21 protein-coding genes, 1 tRNA gene and 1 pseudogene are annotated in these 23,140 nt (G+C 71.7%); 12 read left to right on the plus strand and 11 right to left on the minus strand.

What is annotated here, in order from left to right:
* Nucleotides 1-391: 391 nt before the first annotated feature.
* Both ACZ7KX_RS10590 and ACZ7KX_RS10595 read left to right on the plus strand, forming a co-directional pair.
* A complete protein-coding gene (locus ACZ7KX_RS10590; protein WP_470326136.1) occupies nucleotides 392-1,387 on the plus strand; it encodes a LuxR C-terminal-related transcriptional regulator in 996 nt (331 codons plus the stop codon).
* Entirely contained in the window at nucleotides 1,377-2,309 is a 933-nt protein-coding gene (locus ACZ7KX_RS10595) for a helix-turn-helix domain-containing protein (protein WP_470326137.1), read from the plus strand. The genes ACZ7KX_RS10590 and ACZ7KX_RS10595 overlap by 11 nt, the downstream gene beginning before the upstream one ends.
* A 177-nt stretch (nucleotides 2,310-2,486) precedes the next feature.
* Here the strand turns inward: ACZ7KX_RS10595 and ACZ7KX_RS10600 are convergent, their stop codons facing one another.
* Entirely contained in the window at nucleotides 2,487-2,666 is a 180-nt protein-coding gene (locus tag ACZ7KX_RS10600) for a hypothetical protein (RefSeq protein ID WP_470326138.1), read from the minus strand.
* A 236-nt stretch (nucleotides 2,667-2,902) separates the two neighbouring features.
* Here ACZ7KX_RS10600 and ACZ7KX_RS10605 point away from each other — a divergent pair, with 236 nt between their 5' ends.
* A complete protein-coding gene (locus tag ACZ7KX_RS10605; RefSeq protein WP_470326139.1) occupies nucleotides 2,903-3,067 on the plus strand; it encodes a helix-turn-helix domain-containing protein in 165 nt (54 codons plus the stop codon).
* Between the two features lie 346 nt (nucleotides 3,068-3,413).
* On the opposite strand, the gene ACZ7KX_RS10610 is transcribed toward ACZ7KX_RS10605, so the two are convergent.
* Entirely contained in the window at nucleotides 3,414-4,040 is a 627-nt protein-coding gene (locus ACZ7KX_RS10610) for a hypothetical protein (RefSeq protein WP_470326140.1), read from the minus strand.
* Between the two features lie 402 nt (nucleotides 4,041-4,442).
* On the opposite strand from ACZ7KX_RS10610, the gene ACZ7KX_RS10615 reads away from it, so the two are divergent.
* Nucleotides 4,443-4,628, plus strand: a complete 186-nt coding sequence (locus ACZ7KX_RS10615) for a hypothetical protein (RefSeq protein WP_470326141.1) — start codon at nucleotides 4,443-4,445, stop codon at nucleotides 4,626-4,628.
* A 7-nt stretch (nucleotides 4,629-4,635) separates the two neighbouring features.
* Here ACZ7KX_RS10615 and ACZ7KX_RS10620 read toward each other — a convergent pair whose 3' ends face one another.
* From ACZ7KX_RS10620 to dnaK, 5 genes are all read right to left on the minus strand, one after another.
* Nucleotides 4,636-5,631, minus strand: a complete 996-nt coding sequence (locus tag ACZ7KX_RS10620; protein WP_470326142.1) for a hypothetical protein — start codon at nucleotides 5,629-5,631, stop codon at nucleotides 4,636-4,638.
* 235 nt (nucleotides 5,632-5,866) lie between these two features.
* Nucleotides 5,867-6,406, minus strand: coding sequence for a heat shock protein transcriptional repressor HspR (locus ACZ7KX_RS10625; protein WP_350519656.1), 540 nt, complete (start codon nucleotides 6,404-6,406; stop codon nucleotides 5,867-5,869).
* A gap of 7 nt (nucleotides 6,407-6,413) precedes the next feature.
* Nucleotides 6,414-7,580, minus strand: a complete 1,167-nt coding sequence (dnaJ, locus tag ACZ7KX_RS10630) for a molecular chaperone DnaJ (RefSeq protein WP_470326143.1) — start codon at nucleotides 7,578-7,580, stop codon at nucleotides 6,414-6,416.
* 145 nt (nucleotides 7,581-7,725) lie between these two features.
* On the minus strand, nucleotides 7,726-8,343 hold the full coding sequence (grpE, locus tag ACZ7KX_RS10635) for a nucleotide exchange factor GrpE (RefSeq protein ID WP_350519658.1): 618 nt from the start codon (nucleotides 8,341-8,343) through the stop codon (nucleotides 7,726-7,728).
* Nucleotides 8,340-10,187, minus strand: a complete 1,848-nt coding sequence (dnaK, locus tag ACZ7KX_RS10640; RefSeq protein ID WP_470326144.1) for a molecular chaperone DnaK — start codon at nucleotides 10,185-10,187, stop codon at nucleotides 8,340-8,342. The genes grpE and dnaK overlap by 4 nt, the downstream gene beginning before the upstream one ends.
* Nucleotides 10,188-10,561: 374 nt before the next feature.
* Between dnaK and ACZ7KX_RS10645 the strand changes: the two genes are divergently transcribed.
* The 4 genes and pseudogenes from ACZ7KX_RS10645 to ACZ7KX_RS10660 all read left to right on the plus strand — a co-directional run bounded on the left by ACZ7KX_RS10645 (nucleotide 10,562) and on the right by ACZ7KX_RS10660 (nucleotide 16,493).
* The gene (locus ACZ7KX_RS10645) at nucleotides 10,562-12,787 is read left to right on the plus strand and encodes a (Fe-S)-binding protein (RefSeq protein WP_350519660.1); all 2,226 of its coding nucleotides are present in this window, start codon (nucleotides 10,562-10,564) and stop codon (nucleotides 12,785-12,787) included.
* 384 nt (nucleotides 12,788-13,171) lie between these two features.
* Nucleotides 13,172-14,245, plus strand: a pseudogene (gene manB / locus ACZ7KX_RS10650) (mannose-1-phosphate guanylyltransferase); the annotation flags it as partial.
* A gap of 254 nt (nucleotides 14,246-14,499) precedes the next feature.
* Nucleotides 14,500-15,516: a YIP1 family protein gene (locus tag ACZ7KX_RS10655; RefSeq protein ID WP_470326145.1), complete on the plus strand. Its 1,017-nt coding sequence runs from the start codon at nucleotides 14,500-14,502 to the stop codon at nucleotides 15,514-15,516.
* 86 nt (nucleotides 15,517-15,602) lie between these two features.
* Nucleotides 15,603-16,493, plus strand: coding sequence for an alanyl-tRNA editing protein (locus ACZ7KX_RS10660; protein WP_350519662.1), 891 nt, complete (start codon nucleotides 15,603-15,605; stop codon nucleotides 16,491-16,493).
* A 144-nt stretch (nucleotides 16,494-16,637) separates the two neighbouring features.
* Here the strand turns inward: ACZ7KX_RS10660 and dcd are convergent, their stop codons facing one another.
* Together dcd and ACZ7KX_RS10670 are read right to left on the minus strand one after the other, a co-directional pair.
* Nucleotides 16,638-17,213, minus strand: a complete 576-nt coding sequence (gene dcd, locus ACZ7KX_RS10665; protein ID WP_350519663.1) for a dCTP deaminase — start codon at nucleotides 17,211-17,213, stop codon at nucleotides 16,638-16,640.
* 82 nt (nucleotides 17,214-17,295) lie between these two features.
* On the minus strand, nucleotides 17,296-17,517 hold the full coding sequence (locus ACZ7KX_RS10670) for a hypothetical protein (RefSeq protein WP_030056617.1): 222 nt from the start codon (nucleotides 17,515-17,517) through the stop codon (nucleotides 17,296-17,298).
* A 277-nt stretch (nucleotides 17,518-17,794) separates the two neighbouring features.
* On the opposite strand from ACZ7KX_RS10670, the gene ACZ7KX_RS10675 reads away from it, so the two are divergent.
* From ACZ7KX_RS10675 to ACZ7KX_RS10685, 3 genes are all read left to right on the plus strand, one after another.
* A tRNA-Gly gene (locus ACZ7KX_RS10675) sits at nucleotides 17,795-17,868 on the plus strand.
* Nucleotides 17,869-18,189: 321 nt separating this feature from the next.
* Complete coding sequence (locus ACZ7KX_RS10680; RefSeq protein ID WP_470326146.1) at nucleotides 18,190-19,116, plus strand: hypothetical protein; 927 nt, start codon at nucleotides 18,190-18,192, stop codon at nucleotides 19,114-19,116.
* Between the two features lie 286 nt (nucleotides 19,117-19,402).
* Nucleotides 19,403-19,783: an ACT domain-containing protein gene (locus ACZ7KX_RS10685; RefSeq protein ID WP_470326147.1), complete on the plus strand. Its 381-nt coding sequence runs from the start codon at nucleotides 19,403-19,405 to the stop codon at nucleotides 19,781-19,783.
* A gap of 72 nt (nucleotides 19,784-19,855) precedes the next feature.
* Here the strand turns inward: ACZ7KX_RS10685 and ACZ7KX_RS10690 are convergent, their stop codons facing one another.
* Nucleotides 19,856-20,971 carry a nucleotide disphospho-sugar-binding domain-containing protein gene (locus ACZ7KX_RS10690; RefSeq protein WP_470326148.1) on the minus strand — a complete coding sequence of 372 codons (1,116 nt, stop codon included), beginning with the start codon at nucleotides 20,969-20,971 and terminating at the stop codon, nucleotides 19,856-19,858.
* A gap of 202 nt (nucleotides 20,972-21,173) precedes the next feature.
* The gene (locus tag ACZ7KX_RS10695; protein WP_350519667.1) at nucleotides 21,174-21,956 is read right to left on the minus strand and encodes an alpha/beta fold hydrolase; all 783 of its coding nucleotides are present in this window, start codon (nucleotides 21,954-21,956) and stop codon (nucleotides 21,174-21,176) included.
* Between the two features lie 326 nt (nucleotides 21,957-22,282).
* Here ACZ7KX_RS10695 and ACZ7KX_RS10700 point away from each other — a divergent pair, with 326 nt between their 5' ends.
* Nucleotides 22,283-22,762, plus strand: a complete 480-nt coding sequence (locus ACZ7KX_RS10700) for a hypothetical protein (RefSeq protein WP_470326149.1) — start codon at nucleotides 22,283-22,285, stop codon at nucleotides 22,760-22,762.
* Nucleotides 22,763-23,140 lie beyond the last annotated feature (378 nt).

Raw genomic sequence — 23,140 nt, forward strand, 5'->3', positions numbered from 1 at the left:
CGGAACTGACCGCAGGCGCACCAATCCCGCGCCAGTGGAACGGGGGGGAAGAGCGCCGGCCGGGGACCATGTGTGGTGATGGCCCCCGGAACCGGAGCCGTCGAGGCGTTGCTGCTCCGCCTCGACGGAAGTGCCGTGGCATTGGCGTGCGGACGGCGGCCCCCGGACAGCCCGGCGTGCGACGGCACCCGGACCCGGGGGCCCGCCGTCACGACGGATGCCGTGACCGCCGGACCGCATGATCACGCCGTACCGGCACCCGGTACCGTGAGCGCCCGGCAACCGGCAACCGGCCGACGACCGGTACCCGCGGCTCGGGCGGCTCGCGCGGCGAGCCGGCGGGGTGACGCGGGCAACACCAGGCACACGCGTCCGGCAGGGAGAGTGCGACGTGACGGCTGAACCGGCGGTCGCGCCGCACCAGGCGGCGCCCGTGATCGAGGAACCCGACGAAGCCGCCCGCCAGCTGTACCTGGCGATCATCGCCGAAGGCGGCCGCATCCCCTGCGCAGGGGTCACGGACACCGACCGGGCCGCCCTCCAACAGCTCATCGACATCGGCCTGCTGATGGTCAACCCGATGGACCGCTGCTACACCGCCGTCAGCCCCCGCTCGGTCAGCGACCGGCTCGGCGCCGAACTCCGCAGCGAGGCCACCCGGCTCCTGGTCCGCGCCGAGAGCCTCCCCGGCGCCCTGGACGGCCTCACCCGCGCCTACGACGCCATGCCTCGCCCCTCCGGCCGGTCCGGCGGAGCCGTCCACGTCGAAGGGCACGTCCACATCCGCCAGCGGATCTCCCAACTGGTCTCCGACTGCCGCTTCGAGGTCCTCACCGCACAGCCGGGCCACCGCCCCGCCGACACCCTGCAGGTCGCCGTCCGCCAGGACGTCCAGCTCCTCCAGCGCGGCTGCTCGCTGCGCACCATCTACCAGCCGGTCGCCCTCGCCGAGCCGCCCGCCCTCGCCTACGCCGAGGAGGTCACCCGGCACGGCTCCCTCATCCGCGTCCTCGACGAACCCTTCCAGCGGCTCATCGTCTTCGACCGGACCGTCGCCGTGATCTCCGCCAGCGACGACAACAGCACCGCCGCCTTCATCAGCGACCCGGCCACCATCACCTTCCTGGTCGGCACCTTCGAACGCGACTGGGTGCGCGCCGACACCACCGAAGCCGCCGCCGCCCTCGGCCAGGGCCCCGCCCGCACCATCCCCGACCGGGTCGGCCGCCTGCTCGCCCGCGGCCTCACCCAGCGCGCCGTCGCCACCCGCCTCGGCCTCAGCGAACGCACCGTCGCCGCCCACATCTCCCGCCTGCGCGACCGCTACGGCGCCCAGACCCTCTTCCAGCTCGGCTGGCTGATGAGAGGCGCCCGCGATGACCGATGAGCCCGGCCCGGCCGAGCGGGCCCTCTACCTCACCGCCGTCCGGGCCGGCGGCCGGCTGCGCCCCGAACACCTCGCCCCCGCCGACCGCCCCGCCTTCGCCGCCCTCGTCGCCCGCGGCCTCCTCACCGCCTCCGCCACCGGCTGGACCGCCGCCAACCCACGAGCCCTCGGCGACCGCATCGGCACCGAACTGCGCACCCGCGCCACCCGGCTGCTCCAGTACGCCGAACAGCTCCCGGGCGCCCTCGCCCCGCTCACCCTCGCCTACGACGCCGTCCGCCGACCGGACGGACCGCGCGGCGACGCCGTCCGCATCGACGGCAACGTCGACATCCGCCAGCGCATCTCCGAACTCATCTCGGAATGCCGGGAAGAAGTCCTGGCCGCCCAACCCGGCCCGCGCCCGGTCGACGGCCTGCGGATGGCCCTCGCCCAGGACCTCTCCCTGCTCCGCCGCGGCTGCTCACTGCGCACCGTCTACCAGCCGGCCGCCCTCGCCGACCACAACGTCCGCCGCCAGGTCGCCCTCCGCACCCGCCAGGGCGCCCGGGTCCGGCTCCTCGCCGAACCGTACGACCGGCTGCTGGTCTTCGACCGCACGACGGCCGTCGTCCCCGCCTCCGACGACCGCAGCCGCGCCACCTTCCTCACCGACCCCGCCGTCGTGGCCCACCTGGTCGCCCACTTCGAACGCGACTGGGCCCGCGCCACCCCCGCCGACCGCCACCTCGACCCCCCGCACCCCACCACCGTCCGCATCGGCCGCCTGCTCGCCCGCGGCCTCACCCAGCGCGCCGTCGCCACCCGCCTCGGCCTCAGCGAACGCACCGTCGCAGCCCACATCTCCCGCCTGCGCGACCGCCACGGCGCCGACACCCTCTTCCACCTCGGCTGGCGCCTGCGCGGGGAGCACCATGACTGACACCCCCTCCACGCACCTCGCCGCCGCCCTCCCGGACCCGGCCGCCCGCGAGCTCTACCTCGCGATCCTGCGCGAGGGCGGCCGCGTCCCGATCGCCGACATCGGCGCGGAGGACGAGTCCGCCCTCCGGCGGTTGGAGGAACTCGGCCTGCTGGTAACGCAGTTGCAGGACGCCGCCTACAGCGCGGTCGACCCGAGGGTCGCCACCGAGCGGATCGGCACCGGGATGGCGGAGCTGCTGCCCGACTCCCGCGACCGCGCCCGGCGCATCCACGAACGCGGCCGCACCGTCAGGACGTCGTACGAGCCCTCGGCCGAACTCGACCCGCTGACCGTCCGGTTCGCAGCCGAAGTCACCGGGCTCGGCTGCACCACCCGGGTCGTCTCCGTCCCCTTCGAACGCTTCCTGGTCTTCGACCGGACGGTGGCCGTCATCCCCGCCGCCGACGACTACAGCAGCGCCGCCGTGGCCGGCGGACCCGGCGACGGTCGGCTTCGTCGTCGACACCTTCGAACAGCTCTGGCAACAGGCCGAAGGCGTCGACTGGGCGGCCCTCGCGAACGGTTCCGCCACGCCGACGGTCCACGAGCAGGTGGCCCGCCTGCTCGCCCAAGGCCACACCCAACGGGCCATCGCCACCCGCCTCGGCCTGAGCGAGCGGACGGTCGCCGCCCACATCGCCCGGCTGCGCGAGCTGCACGACGCCGGGACCCTGTTCCAGCTGGGCCGGCAGATGAGGGGCGCCCGTGATGCCTGAGCTCGGTCCGCCCCGGGCCCACCGCACGGCGTCCCGCCGGAGGGAAGTCGACCGGCGGGACGCTTTCGAGGGCTGGGAGCGACCGGATCCGGCCTGTGATCGCCCGGTTCGTCAGGGACTGTCCGCACAAGGCCCTGACTTCCCGGCCGAGCAGGATCCACCGGTCGGCGCCCTCCTGTTGCTGCGTCGGGCCCGGGTCTTCGATCGCACCGTCGCGCTGATCCCGGCGACCCCTGGCAACGGGGTCGCCGCCGTGGTGGCGGATCCTGCGATGGTGCTGACGGTGCCGATGGGCCTGAGCGAGCGGACGGTCGAGGGTCACACCGCCCGGCTGCGTGAGTGCTGCTCAGCCGGTGGCGGCGCCGGTCGGCCAGTAGCCGGGGACCGGGGGCTGCTGCCGGGGGACGTTGAACTGCTCGCCGGGGGCGGTCCAGAAGCCCTCGCGCAGGGAGAGCGCCATGCCGGCCCAGTCGAGGGCGGTCTCGACCGTGTGGTTGAGGGCCTCCTGCGACCAGGTGTCGTCGAAGACCAGCGGCAGGACGGGGGCGACCTGCTCGATGGTGGCGATCAGCGGGTTGTGGGTGATGGCCTCGTCGACGAGGAGGACGATCGGCTTCCGCAGCGCCGACGCCCAGCCCAGCTCCAGGCTCACGCCGGCCGAGAGCGGCGCTCCCACGTAGGCGAACACCAGGTCCGCGGACTGCAGGGCGCGGAAGTCGGACGGAACGCGGGGCTCCGGGGCGCGGCCGGAGATGGTCCAGGCATCGCTGTGGTGCGCGCTGTACACGGCGGCACCGCTGCGGAGCAGCGTGGTGCGGAGCGTCGTCAGCCGCGTCCGGCTGGCGAGCGTCACCACGCTGTCCGCCGGCCCGGTGAGCCGCATCAGCGGCGCGGCCAGGAACACACGTGCACGCCGGCCCTCGGGGGCGTTGTCAAGGTGGCGGGTCGTGGAGCCCTGGTAGTGGTCAGTCATGTCGACTCCGTTGAAAGGCCGACCGGGTCGGGGACGGGTCCCAGTGGCTGCTGCTGTTTGGGGAGATACTCGTGCCTGCGACACTTGAGCTTGCGTGCATTATTGATGTGGACACATCCGTCTGTGTCGCAACTTCACGCGGCGATCAGTCGGTGCACTGATCGTGTCGCTGAGCCCGCCTGGGAGTCCACTGGCATGAGGTGTCATCTCGCTGCCTGGCAGAGAGATGACATGCTGATCGGCCTCGTGGCGGGCCTAAGGCTTGGAAGAGTTGTCATGGGGGCGAGCATCACCGAGGACTACTCGCTGACACGTTCGGGATCGTGCAGCATAATCAGCGCTGCGGCTCATGCGGAGCCGATTGGCTGAAAGCTCAACGTTGTCGGAGAGGGAGTGGTCACAGTGGCCAAGGCGCGCCGGTTCGCGACCGCAGTGGTGCTGGCTGCAGCGGCGGTCCTGCTCGGTTCGACCTCTGCGCAGGCTGACGTGATCTGGACCATGCCGCAGGCGCACGTTCAGCAACCGTCGTCCGTCCTTGCGCAGGGGCCGGCTGTGGCGTCTCAGGCGGACGATGTGATCTGGACCTGAGCCGGGCTCAGTAGAGCGTCTCGCTCTGATCGAACAGCGGCGCGTCGCGGCGACTCTCGGCCAGCTTCCACCCGAGCTGGAACAAGGTCTCTGCGGCGTGTTCCTCACGCATTTCCGCGAGGTGTCTCGCGAGGGTGCGTTCGCTCAGGCCCAGATTCCTGGCGATGACGCGATGGCCGACCCCCTGAAGCATCATCCTGACGATATTCTCGCGCAGTCTGGACACGACTTCTGGTGGAACGTCGAGCCCCCCCTGGAACGGTATGGCCCGCTCCCAGAAGCTTTCGAACAGGCTGACCATGAAGCCGATCACGGCCTCGTCCTGAATGAATGCGGCCCGGGGCTGATCGCCGGTCAGTGGAATGAACGCAGCCGTACGGTCGACGATGATCATTCTGGTGAACGGCTCGCCCAGCGTGCGGACCTCGCCGCCGGCAGCGGTCATGGCCGCCACGTACTCGCGCGTGGGGGCCGAGTACCGCGTGCTCGGCTGGTAGAGGGTCCGCCGTGAGACCCCTCGGCGAAGCATGTCGGTGTCCAGGGCGATCGCCGCCTCGGTGGGGAAAGATCGCGATCCTCCGCCCGGTTGGGCGCTCAGCACCTCCTCACGGCTGCTCTCCATGAGTTCGACCAGGCGACGGTTGATCTCGGCCAGGCCGTGGAGGTGCTCGATCGAGCCGCCACCGTGACCGCGGCGCTCCCCGTTGCCGTAGGCCTGGGCAAGTTCCTGGAAGTCTGCGGGCAGCGCGGCGGCTCGGCTGAGCAACTCAAGCGCCTTGCGCTGCCACGCGGCCGCGAGGCCATTGGTGAGCTGCTTCGGGTCGACGGCGACGAGCATTCCGGGATTCTCTGTATCCGGTACCAGCAGCCCAATTTCGACCAATTCGCGGAGAGAGTCGTCGCTCTCCTCACGCTCAGCCGGAACCACTCTGCCGTCTTGCTGAACAACGGCTTTGTAGAGCGATCTGGCCCCGGGGGAGAGCTGGTTGTGCGTGCTGGTCATGGGACCGGATCCTTCAGTCCCACCCATCTGTCGCTCCTTGCCGTCGGCGTGGGCCTTTCGGCCTTGCTCAGTCGTATCCCATGCCAGATTTCCGATGCAACTGTCGCACAGGCATTCGCCGACGCGCAGCTGAACCGGTACCCGTCCGGCAGGAAGGAGGCTGCCACACCGACGCAGCCGCCGGCACCCCCCGAACAGGAGGGGGCCGGCGGCGGTGTCCGGGCGGGGCCGTCGGTCAGCGCTTGGGGCGCCAGACGACGAGGGCGCTGGACTGGGGGGTGGGCGGCTGGTACGGGACGAGGTCGCGGCGGTAGGAGGCGTGGACGGCGGCCTCGCGCTGCTGGAGGGCGGTTGCGGCGCCTTCCAGGGAGTCGACCAGTTCCGCGACGCGGGACTGCAGGGCGGTGACCTGGTTCTCCAGCTCGATGATCCGCTTGATGCCCGCCAGGTTGATGCCTTCGTCCTGGGAGAGCCGCTGGACCTCGCGCAACTGCTGGATGTCGCGGGCCGAGTAGCGGCGGCCGCGGCCGGCGGTGCGGTCGGGGCAGACCAGGCCGAGGCGGTCGTACTGGCGCAGGGTCTGCGGGTGCAGGCCGGACAGTTCGGCGGCCACGGAGATGACGTACACCGGGGTGTCCTCGGTGAGGACGTACGGCGGCGCGGCCGAGGGGGCCCGGCGGGTGCGGCGGGTGCCGTCCCCGGGCAGGCCTTCGCCGACGCCGGGGCCGATCGAGCCACCGGGGTTGACCGGGTTGATCGGATTCATCGGGGACATCTGGTCGTCACGCTCCCTTCGCCGCCCGGAAGAGGGCTGCTCGCGGATCGTCGGAGGCGGTGGCCTCGCGGTACTGCTCCAGGGCGTCCAGCGCGTCGCCGCTGACGTGCTGGGGGACCACGACCTCGACGGTGACGAGGAGGTCGCCGCGGGTGCCGTCCTTGCGGGTGGCGCCCTTCCCGCGGGCGCGCATGGTGAGGCCGTTGGCGCTGCCCGGGGGCAGCTTGAGCTTCACGGAGGGCCCGCCGAGGGTGGGTACTTCGATGGTGGCGCCGAGGGCCGCCTCGGGGAAGGTGACCGGGACGGTCACGGTGAGGTTGTCGCCCTTGCGCCCGAAGACCGGGTGCGGGTCGACGTGCACGGTGACGTAGAGGTCGCCGGGCTGGCCGCCGCGTTCGCCCTGGGCGCCCTTGCCCTTGAGCCGGATCCGCTGGTCGGCGTGGACGCCGGCCGGGATGCGGACCTGCATGGTGCGGGCCGAGCTGGCCCGGCCGCTGCCGTGGCAGTCGGTGCACGGGTCGTCGACGATCATGCCCCGGCCGCGGCAGTCCTTGCACGGCTCGGAGAGCGCGAAGGCGCCCTGGCCGCGGCTGACGGTGCCCGCGCCGACGCAGGTGGGACAGACCCGCGGGGTGGTGCCGGACTTGGCGCCGGTGCCGTTGCAGGTGCGGCAGGGGGCCTGGCTGGTCATCCGCAGCGGGACGGTCGCGCCGTCGACCGCTTCCTCGAAGGAGAGGGTCACTTCGGTCTCGACGTCGGCGCCGCGCCGCGGCTGGGCCTGCCGGGTGCCGCCGCCGCGGTTGAACAGGCCGCCGAAGACGTCGCCGAGCCCGCCGCCGGCGCCGCCGCCGCCCTGGGTGCCGCTGAAGAGGTCGCCGAAGTCGAAGCTGTAGCTGCCGGTGCCGCCGGGGCCGCCGCCGGCCCGGAAGCCGCCGTTGGCGAAGAGGCTGCGGGCCTCGTCGTACTCCTTGCGGCGCTTCTCGTCGGAGAGGACGTCGTACGCCTCGGAGATGTCCTTGAACCGCTCCTCGGCCTTGCTGTCACCCTTGTTGGCGTCGGGGTGGAACTCGCGCGCGAGCTTGCGGTAGGTCTTCTTGATCTCGGTGGCGGTGGCGTCCTTGGGCACGCCGAGGACCTTGTAGTAGTCCTTCTCCACGTAGTCCTTACCGCTCACGGCTTGAGCCACCTCCCGAGTCCATCGTCACTGTGCTGTCAACAGCAGCAGAACGCAACGCCGTTGACAGCGCGCTGCGGAGCCGGCCGCCGTACTGGCCGGCGTACGACTCCGCAGCGCACTGGTTGTCAGCTGTCACAGGTTGTCAGCTGTCCGAGCCACCGTCGGACTTGTCCGCGTCGCCCGACTTGGCGTCGGTGTCGGCGGCCGTCTGGCTGCCCGGCTGGGGCTCCGCGACGGCGACCATCGCCGGGCGGATGATCCGCTCGCCGATGCGGTAACCGGGCTGGAGGATCTGGACGCAGGTGTCCTCGGTGACGTCCGAGGAGTAGCTGTGCATCAGCGCCTCGTGCATGGTCGGGTCGAAGGGCTCGCCCTCCTTGCCGAACTGCTGCAGGCCCAGCTTGGCGACGACCGTCTCCAGCGAGTCGGAGACGGACTTGAAGCCGCCGGTGACCTCGCCGTGCTCGCGGGCGCGGCCGATGTCGTCCAGGACCGGGATCAGGGACTCCAGGATGTTGGAGACCGCGATCTCGCGGACGGTCAGCCGGTCGCGCTCGACCCGCTTGCGGTAGTTCTGGTACTCGGCCTGCAGACGCTGCAGGTCGCCGGTGCGCTCGGCCAGTTCGCGCTTGGCGGTGGCGAGCTCCTCCGAGGCGCCCTCGGCGGCACCGGCCGCCGCGGCTTCCTCGGCGGCCTTGATCACGGCCTCCTCGGCGGCGGAGTCGTCGCCGGGCTTGCCGCCCTGCGGCTTGTCCGTCATGCCGACGCACCGCCCTTGGGCTTCTCGTCGTCCACGATCTCGGCGTCGACGACGTCGTCCTCGGCCTTGGCCTGGGCGGAGTCACCGGCACCGGCCGCACCGGCGGTGGCGTCGGCGTTGGCGTACAGCGCCTGGCCGAGCTTCTGCGCGGTGGTGGAGACCTTCTCCGAGGCCTCGCGGATCTTCGCGATGTCCTCGCCCTTCAGGGCCTCCTTGAGCTCGCCGATGGCGGTCTCGACCTCGGTCTTGACGTCGGCGGGGAGCTTGTCGGAGTTGTCCGCGATGAACTTCTCGGTCGAGTAGACGAGCTGCTCGGCGGAGTTGCGGGTCTCGACGGCCTCGCGGCGCTTGTGGTCGTCCTCCGCGTACTGCTCGGCCTCGCGGCGCATGCGGTCGACCTCGTCCTTCGGCAGCGAGGAGCCGCCGGTGACGGTCATCTTCTGCTCCTTGCCGGTGCCGAGGTCCTTCGCGCCGACGTGCATGATGCCGTTGGCGTCGATGTCGAAGGTGACCTCGATCTGCGGCAGGCCGCGCGGCGCCGGCGGCAGGCCGGTCAGCTCGAACATGCCGAGCTTCTTGTTGTACGCGGCGATCTCGCGCTCGCCCTGGTAGACCTGGATCTGCACGGACGGCTGGTTGTCCTCGGCCGTGGTGAAGATCTCGGAGCGCTTGGTCGGGATCGTGGTGTTGCGCTCGATCAGCTTGGTCATGATGCCGCCCTTGGTCTCGATGCCGAGGGACAGCGGGGTGACGTCCAGCAGGAGGACGTCCTTGACCTCGCCCTTGAGGACACCGGCCTGGAGCGCGGCGCCGATGGCGACGACCTCGTCCGGGTTGACGCCCTTGTTGGCGTCCTGGCCGCCGGTCAGCTCCTTGACGAGCTCGGCGACGGCCGGCATGCGGGTCGAGCCGCCGACGAGGACGACGTGGTCGATCTCGGAGAGCGAGATGCCGGCGTCCTTGATGACGTTGTGGAACGGGACCTTGCAACGCTCCAGCAGGTCCGCGGTCAGCTGCTGGAACTGGGCCCGGGTGAGCTTCTCGTCCAGGTGCAGCGGGCCCTCGGCGGAGGCCGTGATGTACGGCAGGTTGATCGAGGTCTCGGAGGACGAGGACAGCTCGATCTTGGCCTTCTCGGCGGCCTCGCGCAGACGCTGCAGGGCCATCTTGTCCTTGGACAGGTCGACGCCGTGGCCGGACTGGAAGACCTTGACCAGGTGGTCGACGACGCGCTGGTCCCAGTCGTCACCACCGAGGTGGTTGTCACCGTTGGTGGCCTTCACCTCGACGACCCCGTCGCCGATCTCCAGGAGGGAGACGTCGAAGGTGCCGCCGCCGAGGTCGAAGACCAGGATCGTCTGGTCGTCCTTGTCGAGGCCGTACGCGAGGGCGGCCGCGGTCGGCTCGTTGACGATGCGCAGGACGTTGAGGCCCGCGATCTCACCGGCCTCCTTGGTGGCCTGGCGCTCGGAGTCGTTGAAGTACGCCGGGACGGTGATGACGGCGTCGGTGACGGTCTCGCCCAGGTACGCCTCGGCGTCGCGCTTCAGCTTCTGCAGCACGAAGGCCGAGATCTGCTGCGGGTTGAAGTCCTTGCCGTCGATGTTGATCTTCCACCCGGTGCCCATGTGGCGCTTGACCGAGCGGATGGTGCGGTCGACGTTGGTGACCGCCTGGCGCTTGGCCACCTCGCCGACCAGGACCTCGCCGTTCTTCGCGAAGGCGACGACGGACGGCGTGGTCCGAGCGCCCTCGGCGTTCGTGATGACGGTGGGCTCGCCACCCTCCAGAACGCTGACGACCGAGTTCGTCGTGCCGAGGTCGATGCCGACCGCGCGTGCCATCGTAGATACCTCCACGGAAGAGTTGAGCTTTACAGGCTCAAGGATGCATGACCCGACGGGTAGCGTCAACAGCCATGAGCGGGTGTCGCTCAACTTTGCTGAGCGTCACTGCGCGGCGGGGCCGTTGCGGGGCCGTTGCGGGGCCGGTCCGGGCCGGCGGGGCGCCGGTCCGCCCGGACGGCGGGCGGCGCCCCGTCGTGGCGCGGCTGCGACCGCGTGACTGCCGCCATAGCTTGGGAATCTTCTGGAGAAGTGTTAGCGACCGGTAATGTCCGGGCCGTCGGCCCGGCAAGTTACCCACCAGTACAATCGAAGCCGACAACCGTGGAACACAGAGACTGCTCAACCGCAAAGCCGCAGGAGACGGAGAGCCGATGCAGCTAGCAGCGATCGTCATCTCGCTGGTCACGTTCGTGATCGGCACCGCGCTCGCCGCCCGTGCGGCGCTGTACATCTACAAGGTGGTGCGCACCGGTGCGCAGGACTCCACCCGCTTCGGGCAGCCCGCCCAGCGGGTGAAGACCGTCGCGACCGAATTCGTCGGTCACACCAGGATGAACCGCTGGGGGATCGTGGGCATCGCCCACTGGTTCGTCGCCGTCGGCTTCTTCAGCCTGGTGCTGACCATCGTCAACGCCTTCGGCCAGCTGTTCGACGCCGACTTCGCGCTGCCGATCATCGGCCACTGGATGATCTGGCAGCTCTTCGTCGAGCTCGTCGGCACCCTGACCACGCTGGGCATCCTGGTCCTGATCGTGATCCGGCTGATGAGCCTGCCGTCGCGCTCCGGCCGCAAGTCCCGCTTCGCCGGCTCGATCGCCTGGCAGGCCTTCTACGTCGAGTACACGATCCTCGGCATCGGCCTCTGCATCCTGATGCTGCGCGCGCTGGAGGGCGCCCTCAACGGCGTCGACTCGTACGGTCCGGAGCACCTGGTCTCGTACCCGCTCGTCACCGCCCTCAGCGGGCTGTCGCACGGCACGCTGGAGAACCTGATCTACCTGTTCGCGATGCTGAAGATCTGCATCTCGTTCGCGTGGGCGACCACCATCGGCCTCAACCCCTCGATGGGTGTCGCCTGGCACCGGTTCCTCGGCTTCTTCAACATCTACTTCAAGCGCGAGGAGGACGGCGGCACCGCGCTCGGCGAGCTCCGTCCGATGACCAGCAACGGTCAGCCGATCGACTTCGAGGACCCGGCCGACGACGCCGTCTTCGGCGTCTCCCAGGTCGAGCACTTCTCCTGGAAGGGCATCCTCGACTTCTCCACCTGCACCGAGTGCGGCCGCTGCCAGTCGCAGTGCCCGGCCTGGAACACCGGCAAGCCGCTCTCGCCGAAGCTGCTGATCATGAGCCTGCGCGAGCACGCCTACGGCAAGGCCCCGTACCTGCTGGCCGGCGGCGGCAAGGACATGGAGGGCAACGAGCAGGCCACCTCCGAGCAGCTGAAGGACGTCCCGGCGGCGGCCCTGGCCGAGGCCGAGCGCCCGCTGATCGGCACCGCCGAGGAGAACGGCGTCATCGACCCGGACGTCCTGTGGTCCTGCACCACCTGCGGCGCCTGCGTCGAGCAGTGCCCGGTGGACATCGAGCACGTCGACCACATCGTCGACATGCGCCGCTACCAGGTGATGATCGAGAGCAACTTCCCGACCGAGGCCGGGACGATGCTCAAGAACCTGGAGAACAAGGGCAACCCGTGGGGCCTGGCCACCAAGGCGCGCCTGGACTGGGTCAAGGAGCTCAAGAAGGAGACCGGCATCGAGGTGCCGGTGATCGGCGAGGACATCGACCCCGCCGAGGTCGAGTACCTCTACTGGGTCGGCTGCGCCGGCGCCCTGGAGGACCGCGCCAAGAAGACCACCAAGGCCTTCGCCGAGCTGCTGCACACCGCGGGCGTGAAGTTCGCCATCCTCGGCAAGGAGGAGACCTGCACCGGTGACTCCCCGCGCCGCCTGGGCAACGAGTTCCTCTTCCAGATGCTCGGCGCGCAGAACGTCGAGACGCTGAACGCCGCGCTGGAGGACGCCCCGACCAAGCGGATCGTGGCCACCTGCCCGCACTGCTTCAACACCATCGCCAACGAGTACCCGCAGCTCGGCGGGCACTTCGAGGTGATCCACCACACCCAGCTGCTGCAGCACCTGATCGACGAGGGCAAGCTCGTCCCGGTCAACCCGGTCGAGGGCCTGATCACCTACCACGACCCCTGCTACCTGGGCCGCCACAACAAGGTCTACAGCCCGCCGCGCGAGATCATGGACAAGGTCCCGGGTCTGCGCCAGCAGGAGATGCACCGCCACAAGGAGCGCGGCTTCTGCTGCGGCGCCGGCGGTGCCCGGATGTGGATGGAGGAGCGCATCGGCAAGCGGATCAACACCGAGCGCGTGGACGAGGCGCTGTCGCTCAACCCCGACATCGTCTCCACCGCCTGCCCGTTCTGCCTGGTGATGCTCTCCGACTCGGTGAACGGCAAGAAGAACGAGGGCGCGGCCAAGGAGAACCTGAAGGTGGTCGACGTGGCCCAGCTGCTGCTCGACTCGGTGAAGGCCACCCCGCCGGCCGAGGCCGAGGAGCGGCCCGCGACGGTGGACGCCTAGCAGTCCACCGGCCGAAAGCCCGCTGTTCGACAGTTCTGCTACAACTGCCCGGCCCGGTGGACGCCGCCAACGCGCCCACCGGGCCGGGCTTTTGGGTCGTTGCCGAGGCGCGCGGCGACACCGGCCGCGGGCGGCGAGTGATCTCCGTCGCACAGGCGCCGGACGGGCATTCGGTTGGAAGGAAATACAGTAGGCGCCGGACCGGCTCCGTGCCGGTCGACCCGCGCCGGACACAAGGCCGGACGGGTGCCGACCCGCGCCGGCCGGACGGGTCGGGAAGACCGACTGCAGAACACCGATTCCAGAACACCGACTCCAGAACACCGACGGAGGCACCGGCCGCCGGGCCGGGCCGCAGAGACCACAAGGGGAACAGCGCAGACCATGACCGAGGCGATCATGCTGGTCGGTGGTAAGGGCACGCGACTGCGTCCGCTGACCACCCACACCCCCAAGCCCATGCTGCCGGTGGCAGGCGTCCCGTTCATCGCGCACCAGCTGGCCCGTGCGGCCGCCGCCGGCGTCACCCGCGTCGTGCTGGCCACCTCGTACCTGGCCGAGGTGTTCGAGGACCACTTCCAGGACGGCACGCCGTACGGCATCGAGCTGGTCTACCTGACCGAGCGCGAACCGCTGGGCACCGGCGGGGCCATCCGCAACGCCGCCTCCGGCCTGACCTGCGGCCCCGACGAGCCGGTCCTGGTCTTCAACGGCGACATCCTCTCCGGCCTGGACATCGCCGCCCTGCGCGACGGCCACGTGGCCGCCGGGGCCGACGTCACCCTGCACCTCACCCGGGTCGAGGACCCGCGCGCCTTCGGCCTCGTCCCGACCGACGAGAACGGCCGGGTGCTGGAGTTCCTGGAGAAGCCGGAGACCCCGGAGCAGATCGTCACCGACCAGATCAACGCCGGCTGCTACGTCTTCACCCGGTCCGTGATCGACCGCATCCCGGCCGGCCGCGAGGTGTCCGTCGAGCGCGAGACCTTCCCCGAGCTGCTGGCCACCGGCGCCCTGCTGCGCGGCGTGGTCGACACCTCGTACTGGCTGGACCTCGGCACCCCGGCCGCGTTCGTCCGCGGCTCGGCCGACCTGGTGCTCGGCAAGGTCGACTCCCCGGCCGTCCCCGGTCCGACCGGCGACGCCCTGCTGCTGCCCGGCGCCACCGTCCACCCGGGCGCGGTGCTCAGCGGGGGCAGCGTGGTCGCCGAGGACGCGGTGGTCGAGGCCGGCGCGATCGTCGAGGGCAGCGTCATCCTGCCCGGCGCGGTGATCGGCCCGGACACCCTGGTCAAGGACTCGATCGTGGGCGCCTTCGCGACCATCGGCGACCGCTCGGCGCTGGACGGCGCGGTGATCGGCGACGGCGCGATCGTGGAGTCGGACAACGAGCTGCCGAACGGCATCCGGATCGCCTGCGGCACCCTGCTGCCGGTCGGCGCCGTCCGCACCTCGGCCGGCCCGGGCGGCTGCCCGGCCGGCACCAGCGCGGCGGCGGCGGTGCACGGGCCGTCGGTCACCGCGCAGCGGTAGCACCGGCTCCGCGGGAGCCCCGCCGCCCTTCGGCCGTCCGGTTCGCCCGGTCGTCCGGTCGTCCGCCCACGGGTGGGGCGGGGGCGGCTTTCGGCCCCGTTCGTCTCAGCCTCGCTGCAAACCGGCCCCGGCCCCGTCCGGGGCCGACGCGCGTTGGGCCGGACGGGTACCTTCAGAGCGTGGCTGGTAATCGATACGACAGCGGTCAGGGCGCCGACCGTCCGCACGGCGGGTGGTCGGCCCCACCGCCGCCGGCGGGGGCGCCCGGGGGGCACGGGCGGACGGACGGGCCGGAGTACTTCACGGCTCCGCACCCGGGAACCGCAGGCGGACCGGGGGGCACGGCCGACGACGGGTACGACCCGTACGCGGCCGACCGGCCCGGGAGCACCCGCGCCTTCCCGACGGGCGCCCCGTACGCGGGCGGCGGCCCGTACGGGCAGGAACCGCCGCACCAGGGCTACTACGACCAGGGGCACCACCCGGACCAGGGGCAGTACGGGCAGTATCCGCCCGACGGGTACGCCCCCGACGGCTACGGGCAGCAGCCGCCGTACGAGCACCGGGCGTACGAGCAGCAGCAGCCGCCGTACGGCCAGGACAACGTCGCCGTCTACCGGGCCGGCGGCCAGTCCGCCCCACAGGCGACCGGCCCCCGGCCGCAGTGGCGCGAGCTGTTCGTCGGCCTCTTCCGCAGCCCGACCGCGATGTTCGACCGCACCCGCGACCACCAGGTCTGGCTGCCCGCCCTCACCGTCTCGCTGTTGTACGGGGCGCTCGCGGTGCTCGGCATCGGGCTGACCCACGACGACATCGTCAACTCCACCTTCACCGTGGCGCTGACCGGCATCCTCGCCGCCGCCGTCGGCTTCACCGTGGCCGGCGCGGTCTTCGGCGGGGTCACCTACGCCCTGGCCCGCCAGCTCGGCGGCGACGGCCCGTGGAAGGCGACGGTCGGCCTGGCCGCGCTGATCGGCTGGCTGACCGACGCGCCCCGGCTGCTGCTCGCCCTGGTGCTGCCCTCCGGCAGCGCCGTCGTCCAGGTCGTCGGCTGGGCGACCTGGGCGCTCTGCGCGTTCCTGCTGACCGGCATGGTCCGCCGGCTGCACGACCTGCCCTGGGGCAAGGCGGCCGGCGCCGCGGCGCTGCAGCTGCTCGCCCTGCTGGTGCTGATCAAGCTGCCGACGCTGGGCTGACGGGCGAAGGGCAGAATGGTGGACGGGCCGCGGCCGAGCGCCGGGGCCCGTCCACCCTCTTCGCCCCACGTCCACCGGAGCCAGGCATGACCCTCCCCACCACCCACGTCAGCTTCCCGGCCGGGGCGGTGACCGGCGAGTCCCCGGTGCTCGCGGTGCACCCGCTGGCCGACGGCCGGTACGCCGTCGTGACCGGCGCGACCCCGTTCCACCCGCTCGACCACACCTGGCCCGACCAGCCCGCCGACCTCGGCACCCTGACCGTGGACGGCACCGAGCTGGCCGTGGTCGACTGCCTGACCGGCGCGGTCGGCCCGGACGACGACGCGCTGCTGGTCGGCGCCGACATCCCGGTCCGGCGCGGCGACGAGGAGTGGTCCTGGCTGGTCCTGCACGTCCTCGACACCGACCCCGGTGACATCGTCGGCCGCACCGCGGCGCTCGCCGTCGACGCCGACCGCCGGGGCGCCCTCAGCGCCTCGCACAGCGGCTGCCACCTGCTCGCCCTCGCCCTCAACGCCGCGCTCGCCCCGCGCTGGCGCAAGGACCCGGGCCGCTCGGACGCCTTCGGCAACCCGGACTTCGACAGCCTCGCCATGGCGAGCTCGGTCATGGACACCCAGGCCAGCACCGACACCTACCGGCTCGGCAAGTCGCTGAAGAAGAAGGGCTTCACGGCGGACGCCACCGAGGAGTTCCCCGCCCTGGCCGACGCCCTGCCCGCCCTCACCGAGGACGTCAACGCCCGGCTCGCCGCCTGGGTCGCCGCCGACGCCCCGGTCCGCATCGAGGTCCCCGGCCCCGAGCTCACCGCCCGCCGCCAGTGGCACTGCGAGCTGCCCGAGGGCGGCGCGCAGATCTTCTGCGGCGGAACCCACCTGCACCACCTGGGCGAGCTGGCCGAGCTGCGCACCGAGCTGCGGCTGTCCGAGGACGGCACCGAGCTGGTCGCCGTCACCAGCCCCAAGCGGGCCTGAGAACGCCGCGGGCGGCCACCCCTCGCCCGAGGGGTGGCCGCCCGGCCTGCGTGCGCGCTCTGCTGGGTCCGGCAGGTCCGGCAGGTCCCGCAGCTCCGTCTGGACTGCTGGGACCGCCAGGACCGCTGGGTCCCCGCCGTGTGCTCAGACCGCGCTGCGGTGGAAGTTCAGGTACGAGCGGGACGGCGTCGGGCCGCGCTGGCCCTGGTAGCGCGAGCCGTAGCGCTCCGAGCCGTACGGGTGCTCCGACGGCGAGGAGAGGCGGAACAGGCAGAGCTGCCCGATCTTCATGCCGGGGTACAGCTTGATCGGCAGCGTCGCGACGTTCGACAGCTCCAGCGTCACGTGGCCGCTGAAGCCGGGGTCGATGAAGCCGGCCGTGGAGTGGGTGAGCAGGCCCAGCCGGCCCAGGCTCGACTTGCCCTCCAGGCGGGAGGCCACGTCCTCGGGCAGCGAGATGACCTCGTACGTCGAGGCCAGCACGAACTCGCCCGGGTGCAGGATGAACGCCTCGTCGCCCTCCGGCTCGACCAGCCGGGTCAGGTCCGGCTGCTCCTCCGAGGGGTCGATGTGCGGGTACTTGTGGTTCTCGAACACGCGGAAGAAGCGGTCGAGGCGCACGTCGATACTCGACGGCTGGATCATCGACGGGTCGAACGGGTCGATGACGACCCGGCCCAGGTCGATTTCGGTCCGGATGTCCTTGTCAGAGAGCAGCACGCTTCGAGGTTACGTGCAAGAAAGGGCCCCGGACGAATCCGCCCGGGGCCCCACTGCGTCCTCCTGGTCCTACCGCCGACCGTCAGGCCAGGAACTCCGCGGCCTCCAGCCGCATCGCCTGCGCCAGTTGCGGCTCCGACAGCTCCCGCACGTCGGCCAGCACCGAACTCCGCAGCCGTCCGCACTGCGGACAGCGGATCAACCGCCCGGGACCGAGCCGGCCCGGACCGAGGTTCTGCATCGGGAACGTGGTGGTGCTGAACAGGTGCCCCTCGGCACAACGAACGACGGCGCGCTGCTCCATCGATCCCCTTCCCATCCCTAACCCAGTACTCACCCGTACTCGCGCGCCCCGGCGGCCGAGCCCCGGGACAGCGTCACATTAGGGGATGTTCCGGACATTCCTCGCCGTGGCTCGCCGCCCCCGACCCCGCCCGCCGGAGCGCTCGTACGCGGCCCACACAGTACGCCTCCGGACCCGCCCCCACCCCGCTCCGCCGCGCCCCCGGATCCCTCGTGCAACCGCAGTCACGGATGGGGTACAGTGGCACTGGATCGAGCGGTCTCTGACGGCTCATCAGGCGGGCGTAGTTTAATGGTAGAACATGAGCTTCCCAAGCTTAGAGCGCGAGTTCGATTCTCGTCGCCCGCTCCAGCAGTAAAGGCCCAGGTCAACGACCTGGGCCTTTTGCGTTGTCCGGACCGGTCCGGGCCCGCTGCGCCGGATCCGGGCCAGCGGGCCGCCAGGCCGGGCGCCGGATCCGGGCCGGAACGCTCCTGGAACCGCAGCCGCCCCATTGCGGGTGTTTTCGGATCTTCGGATGGCGACTGCGGCGGCGTTGGTGCCCTCGCAGGTCTCGGCCCGCTGCCGACACTGCCGGCGCCGGCCGGGGCCGACGGGTGCGGGCGCTGAACCATATGCACCTTTGCGGCGTCTTCTGCCCCAACACCCATCCTGATCAAGGAGCTCCCCGCCGTGGACGTCCACCCCGTCACCGCCCTGTTCCCGATGCTCGGCCCCGACGAACTCCTCGACCTCGCCGAGGACATCGAGTCCAACGGTCTGACCGAGCCCGTCGTCCTGGACGAGGACGGTGTCCTCCTGGACGGCCGCAACCGCGTCGCGGCCTGCGAACTGGCCGACGTCGAAGTCCGTTTCACCATCTATCAGGGCGACGACCCGGTCGGCCTGGTCGTGTCCGCCAACCGTCACCGCCGGAACACCAACCCCGGCCAGCGCGCCATGATCACCGCGATGGCGCGCTCGCTCTCACAGCACTCCTTCCCCTCCGCCATCGCCCGCCACGGCATCAACCTCACCCGCCTGTCCATCGCCACCACCGTGCTCGAACACGCCCCCGACCTCGCCGAACAGGTCCGCGCCGGCACCCTTTCCCTGAACGCCGCCTACACCACCGCCCGTAGACGCAAGGCCGATGCCAAGGCCCTCCTCGCCCAGCACGCACGGCTGCGTCGGCAGGCCCCTGACCTCGCCGAGCAGGTCATCACCGGTCACCTCGCCCTCACCGAGGCCACTGCGGCCCTCGACGCCCGGCACGAGGAGGAACACCTCCGCAGGCGCGTCGAGGAGATCGACGCCATCCGCCTCGCCGACGGCGACACCGAGCCCTCCTTCGCCCGGGCCGCCGAACGCGGCGACACCGACTGGCGCCACGCCCACGAGCGCGCGGAGCAGTACCTCGCCCAGCGCCACGACGCCATCCGCCAGATCCAGCAGGGCCTGGCCGGCATCGCCGAAGCCTGGAGCGCCGTCCAGGAGCTCGCTCACCACCCCCGGAGCCCGTACGCCCGGGAAGTCCTCAAGGGCCTCACCGGTCCGGCGCGCGCCCTCGCCAACCGTCTCATCGCCCTCGAAGCCGCTTGCGCCATGGGTGGTGTGTGACGCGGCATCTCGCCGTCCTCACAGCCACGGTGGCGATCCGACGTCCCACGGGCGGAACCCGCGCACCCGCGCGGTGCTGACCGCGCTTCAGTCCGCCGACGCGGGAGCGATCCTGCGTCGGCCGGCTGAAGTGCGGCCGGGGCGCCCGTCAGCCGGGGAGCACCGTATGCGGGTACGCCTGCACCGGTAGGAACAGCCCGAACAGGTGGCCTTCTGCTGTCGTCCGCGTGGGGGCGGTTCCGGGGAAAGCCCGGTCGGGGGTGGGTGTGCGTCCTAGGATCGGCGGGTGACCGATGCGACCTCGCAGCAGCTGCGCGTTCTTCCCGAGGCCCTGTGCGTCGAGCGGCCGGCCGATGAGGCGTCTGCCCTGGCGTCGGCGTGGATCTCGCTGGTCCGGGCGCCCGAGGGGCTGACCGTGGTGCGTGTGGTGGACGAGCGGGTGGACGGTGCGTCCGTCGAGCGCTGGAGGGCGCTGTACAGCGGCGACGAGGCCCACGGGCTCGACCTGCCGGGTGTGCTGTCGCGGCTCCTCGCGCCGTTGGCGGCGGCCGGGGTGCCGGTCTTCGTGGCGTCGACGTTCAACGCGGACCTGGTGCTGGTGCCCGCGGAGCGGCTCGCCGGGGCGGTGGAGGTGCTCCGCTCGGCCGGTCACCGCGTCGAGGGCTGAGCAGGGCGGGCCGGGGCGACAGCCCGGCCGCCCCCTCGGAGGCCGGACTGTCGGGTTCGGTCGGGCGCCGGCTCAGCGGTTGGCGAGCGCTTCGAGGGTGGGGACGAGGGCGGTCGGGGTGGGGAGGGCGGCGTTCTCGGCGCGGAGCCGGTGGGCGGTGTCGCGGAGGCCCTGGTCGGTGATGAGGCGGTCGAGGAGGGCGGTGTCCACGGCGTCGGAAGCCGAGCTCAGGGCGGCGCCGGTCGCGGTGAGGGCCTCGGTGTTGATGAAGTGGTCCGCGCCCTGGGGGAGGAGCAGCTGGGGCAGGCCGGCCTGGAGGGCGGTCAGCATGGTGCCCGAGCCGCCGTGGTGGATCAGCGCGTCGGCGCGGTTGAGCAGTTCGTTCAGCGGGACCCAGGGCAGGCCGCGGACGTTGTCGGGCAGGGTGCCGAGCGGGGCGAGGTCGGCTCCGCCGACGGCGAGCGAGAAGTCGGCGTCCACCTCGGCCGCGGCCTCGACCAGGCGGACGACCGCCCGGACGCCGTCGAGCTCGGCGAGGACGGTGCCCAGGGTGACGACGATCCGCGGGCGGTCGGCGGGGCGGAGGAACTCGGTCGGGACGACGCCGCCGCCGTTGTAGGGGATGTAGCGCATCGGCAGGCCGTCCGGGTCGCCGCCGAGCGGGCCGACGTTGAGCGCGGTGGAGGCGGCCGGGCCGGCCAGGCCGTGCCGCTCGTAGACGTCGGTGAAGTGGGAGGCGAGCAGGTCGCTCATCGGGAGGCCCGCGCTGACCCCGAAGTTGTTGATCACCGACGGGATCTTGAGCAGGGTCGCGACCAGCGGTGCGGCGGCCTGGAAGGAGTCGTGGACGAGCAGGTCGGCGCCCCAGTCGGTGGCGGCCTCCAGCAGCCCGTCGACGCCGGGGCGGGAGGCGTGCGCGAAGATCGCGGCCGCCATGTCGAAGATCTCTTCCTGCGGCTTGTCCGGGGAGACGTACTGGATCTTGCCTTCGAGGCGCTCCTCGAACAGTTCCCGCAGGCTCCTGCCGTCGCCGATCTCGACGATCGGGAAGCCCGCGCTGCGGAGCTGGTCGAGCGGCTGCCCGCAGGCGAACAGGACCTCGTGCCCGGCGGCGCGCAACGCCTGGGCGGTCGGGACCATCGGGAAGAGGTGACCGGCCGCGGCGGGGCCGGTGAAGAGTATGCGCATGGTGGACTCCTTGCCAATGAAGATTACGAAGCAGTCTCACCTTGAAAGTTGACGTTCAGTCAATTTGATTCCAATCACCATGCGCGCTAATCAGCCGTTTTGATCAGGGGCTTGTCTCCCGGGCGGCGGTGTGCTCCCAATTCCTGCCCGCCGCCCGGTGACCCTGTCCCCCGCCCGGTGTCATCCGCCCGCTGCGCGCCGCTCATGCGGCGTCGAGGAACTCCCGGACGGTCTTGACGAACGCCTCGCCCTCCTCGGCGAACACGATGTGGCCGGTGTCGAACTCGGCGTAGACGCTGCCCGGGAGGGCGGCGTGCAGGCGCCGCGGGTTCTGCACCGGGACGGTGGCGTCCTGGGTGCAGCCGACCACCAGGGCGGGGGCCTGGACGTGGGGCAGCAGCGGGGTGAGGTCCAGGTCGAGGTCGAGGGCGACGTGCCGCAGGGTGCCGGGAGTCGGCTGCATGTAGGCGGCGTTGGCCTCGACCGCCTCGCGGCCGATCCGGTCGAGGAAGCCGCGGCTGAAGGCGGTGAGGGTGGCGTAGCCGCCGAACGCGGCCGGGTTGTCGGCGAGGGACAGCCAGGTGGCCATGGACAGGCGCATGTACTCGTCCTGTTCGGCGCTGATCCAGCCGGCGGCGGCGACCAGGCGGCGGACCTGGTCGGGGCGCTGGGCGGCGGCCGCGGTGGCGACGACGGCGCCGAGCGAGAAGCCGAAGACGTCGGCGGGGCCGCGCCCGGCGTCGTCGATCACGGCGTTGACCTGGGTGGCGAGGGTCTCCAGGGTCAGCGGGGAGCCGTCGTCCTCGGCGGCCTCGCTGCCGGAGAGGTCGGGCAGCAGCACGGTGTAGCGGTCGGTGAAGGAGTCCAGCAGGCCGTCCCACATGCCGGAGCCGGGGCCGGTGCCGTGGACCAGGACGAGGGTGTCGGGGCCGTCGCCGACGACGCGGTAGGGGATGCGGGCGGTGTCGACGGTGATGGTGGGCATGTCGGGTTCCTCTCGGAGTCGGTGGTGCCGGTGGGCGGCGGGCTGTTCCCGTCGGCGGCACGAGAAGTAAACTACACAGTGCAGAGCATTGATGCAACTGCACCGTGCAGTGCACTTTGAGGTGTGGAAACGGTGGGGGATGGAACTGTCCGTACCCGTCCGCCGTCCAAGCAGTGACGGAATCCCAGCCCGGGTTGAACGCCGGGAGGAGTACGGAGGGCCCTGTGCAGTCAGGTGGTGCCGAACTCAACGTCGGATGCCCGGGTGGGCGCCCCGGTGGCGCGCCGGCCGTGCCCGCCTGGTGGTGGTCGGGGCCGGAGCCCGGGGTGACGGTCGATCAACTCGGTGCCGCAGAACGCTGCGAGACGCTGCTCCAGGACACCGTGGACGCCATCGACCCGTCTCCCGCCTGGCAGGAGGCACCGCCCCGGTCGGGCGCGCGGCTGCCGAAGCCGGGGCGTGAGCCGGCGGTGCTCTGGTACGTCACCCGGGGTCGGGACATCCTCACGGTCGTCTCGCTGCCCCGGCGGTCGGTGCTGGTCGGAGTGGTGGAGCGGCACTGGCGGCGGCGCGGCCTGACGATCACCTCGCTGAACGCCGACCCGTACTGCCCGGGGGTGGCCGCGACCACCCGGGACGGCTATCGACTGGCGCTCTGCTTCGGGGAGTTGGGCGAGGCCGGACTGACCGCGAGCTCGCCCGGGGTGGCCCGCTCGGAGCAACTCCCGGCGCCGGCGGGGGACGGTGGCCGCGGCTCGGCGCCGGTGCCGTCCGTGTGTTGCCCGTACTGGAGCGCGCTGGCGTAGTCCGCCGCGGCAAGGGGATCGGGGGAGGCGTGGAGCGAGTCCCCCCGGACTCGCTCCACGCCGCCTCGTCGCGCGGCTTCGGCGTCGCCGCTCCCCCCGACACCCCGGCAAGCCCCGCCGGCCCCCCTGGCCCCACTCTCCGGCGAGAGCGGTCCGCACAGGCCCCGGCAGGTCCCCACCCCCGGGGACGTCGTTGGTCTCACGCTAACAAACCGCGTGGTTGGTTTGTCAATAGTGGAATCCACGAAACATCCACATTGTGGCGATCGTCCCGGACCGGCCCGAAAGGCTCCGGAGCAGGCGGTTGTGGGCCCGTCAGGCGCATCGGCCGACGGCCGCGCGCGCCGGGCCGGGCCGCGTGCCGCACACACGTCGGGA

Source organism: Kitasatospora sp. NPDC038210 (assembly GCF_055600605.1).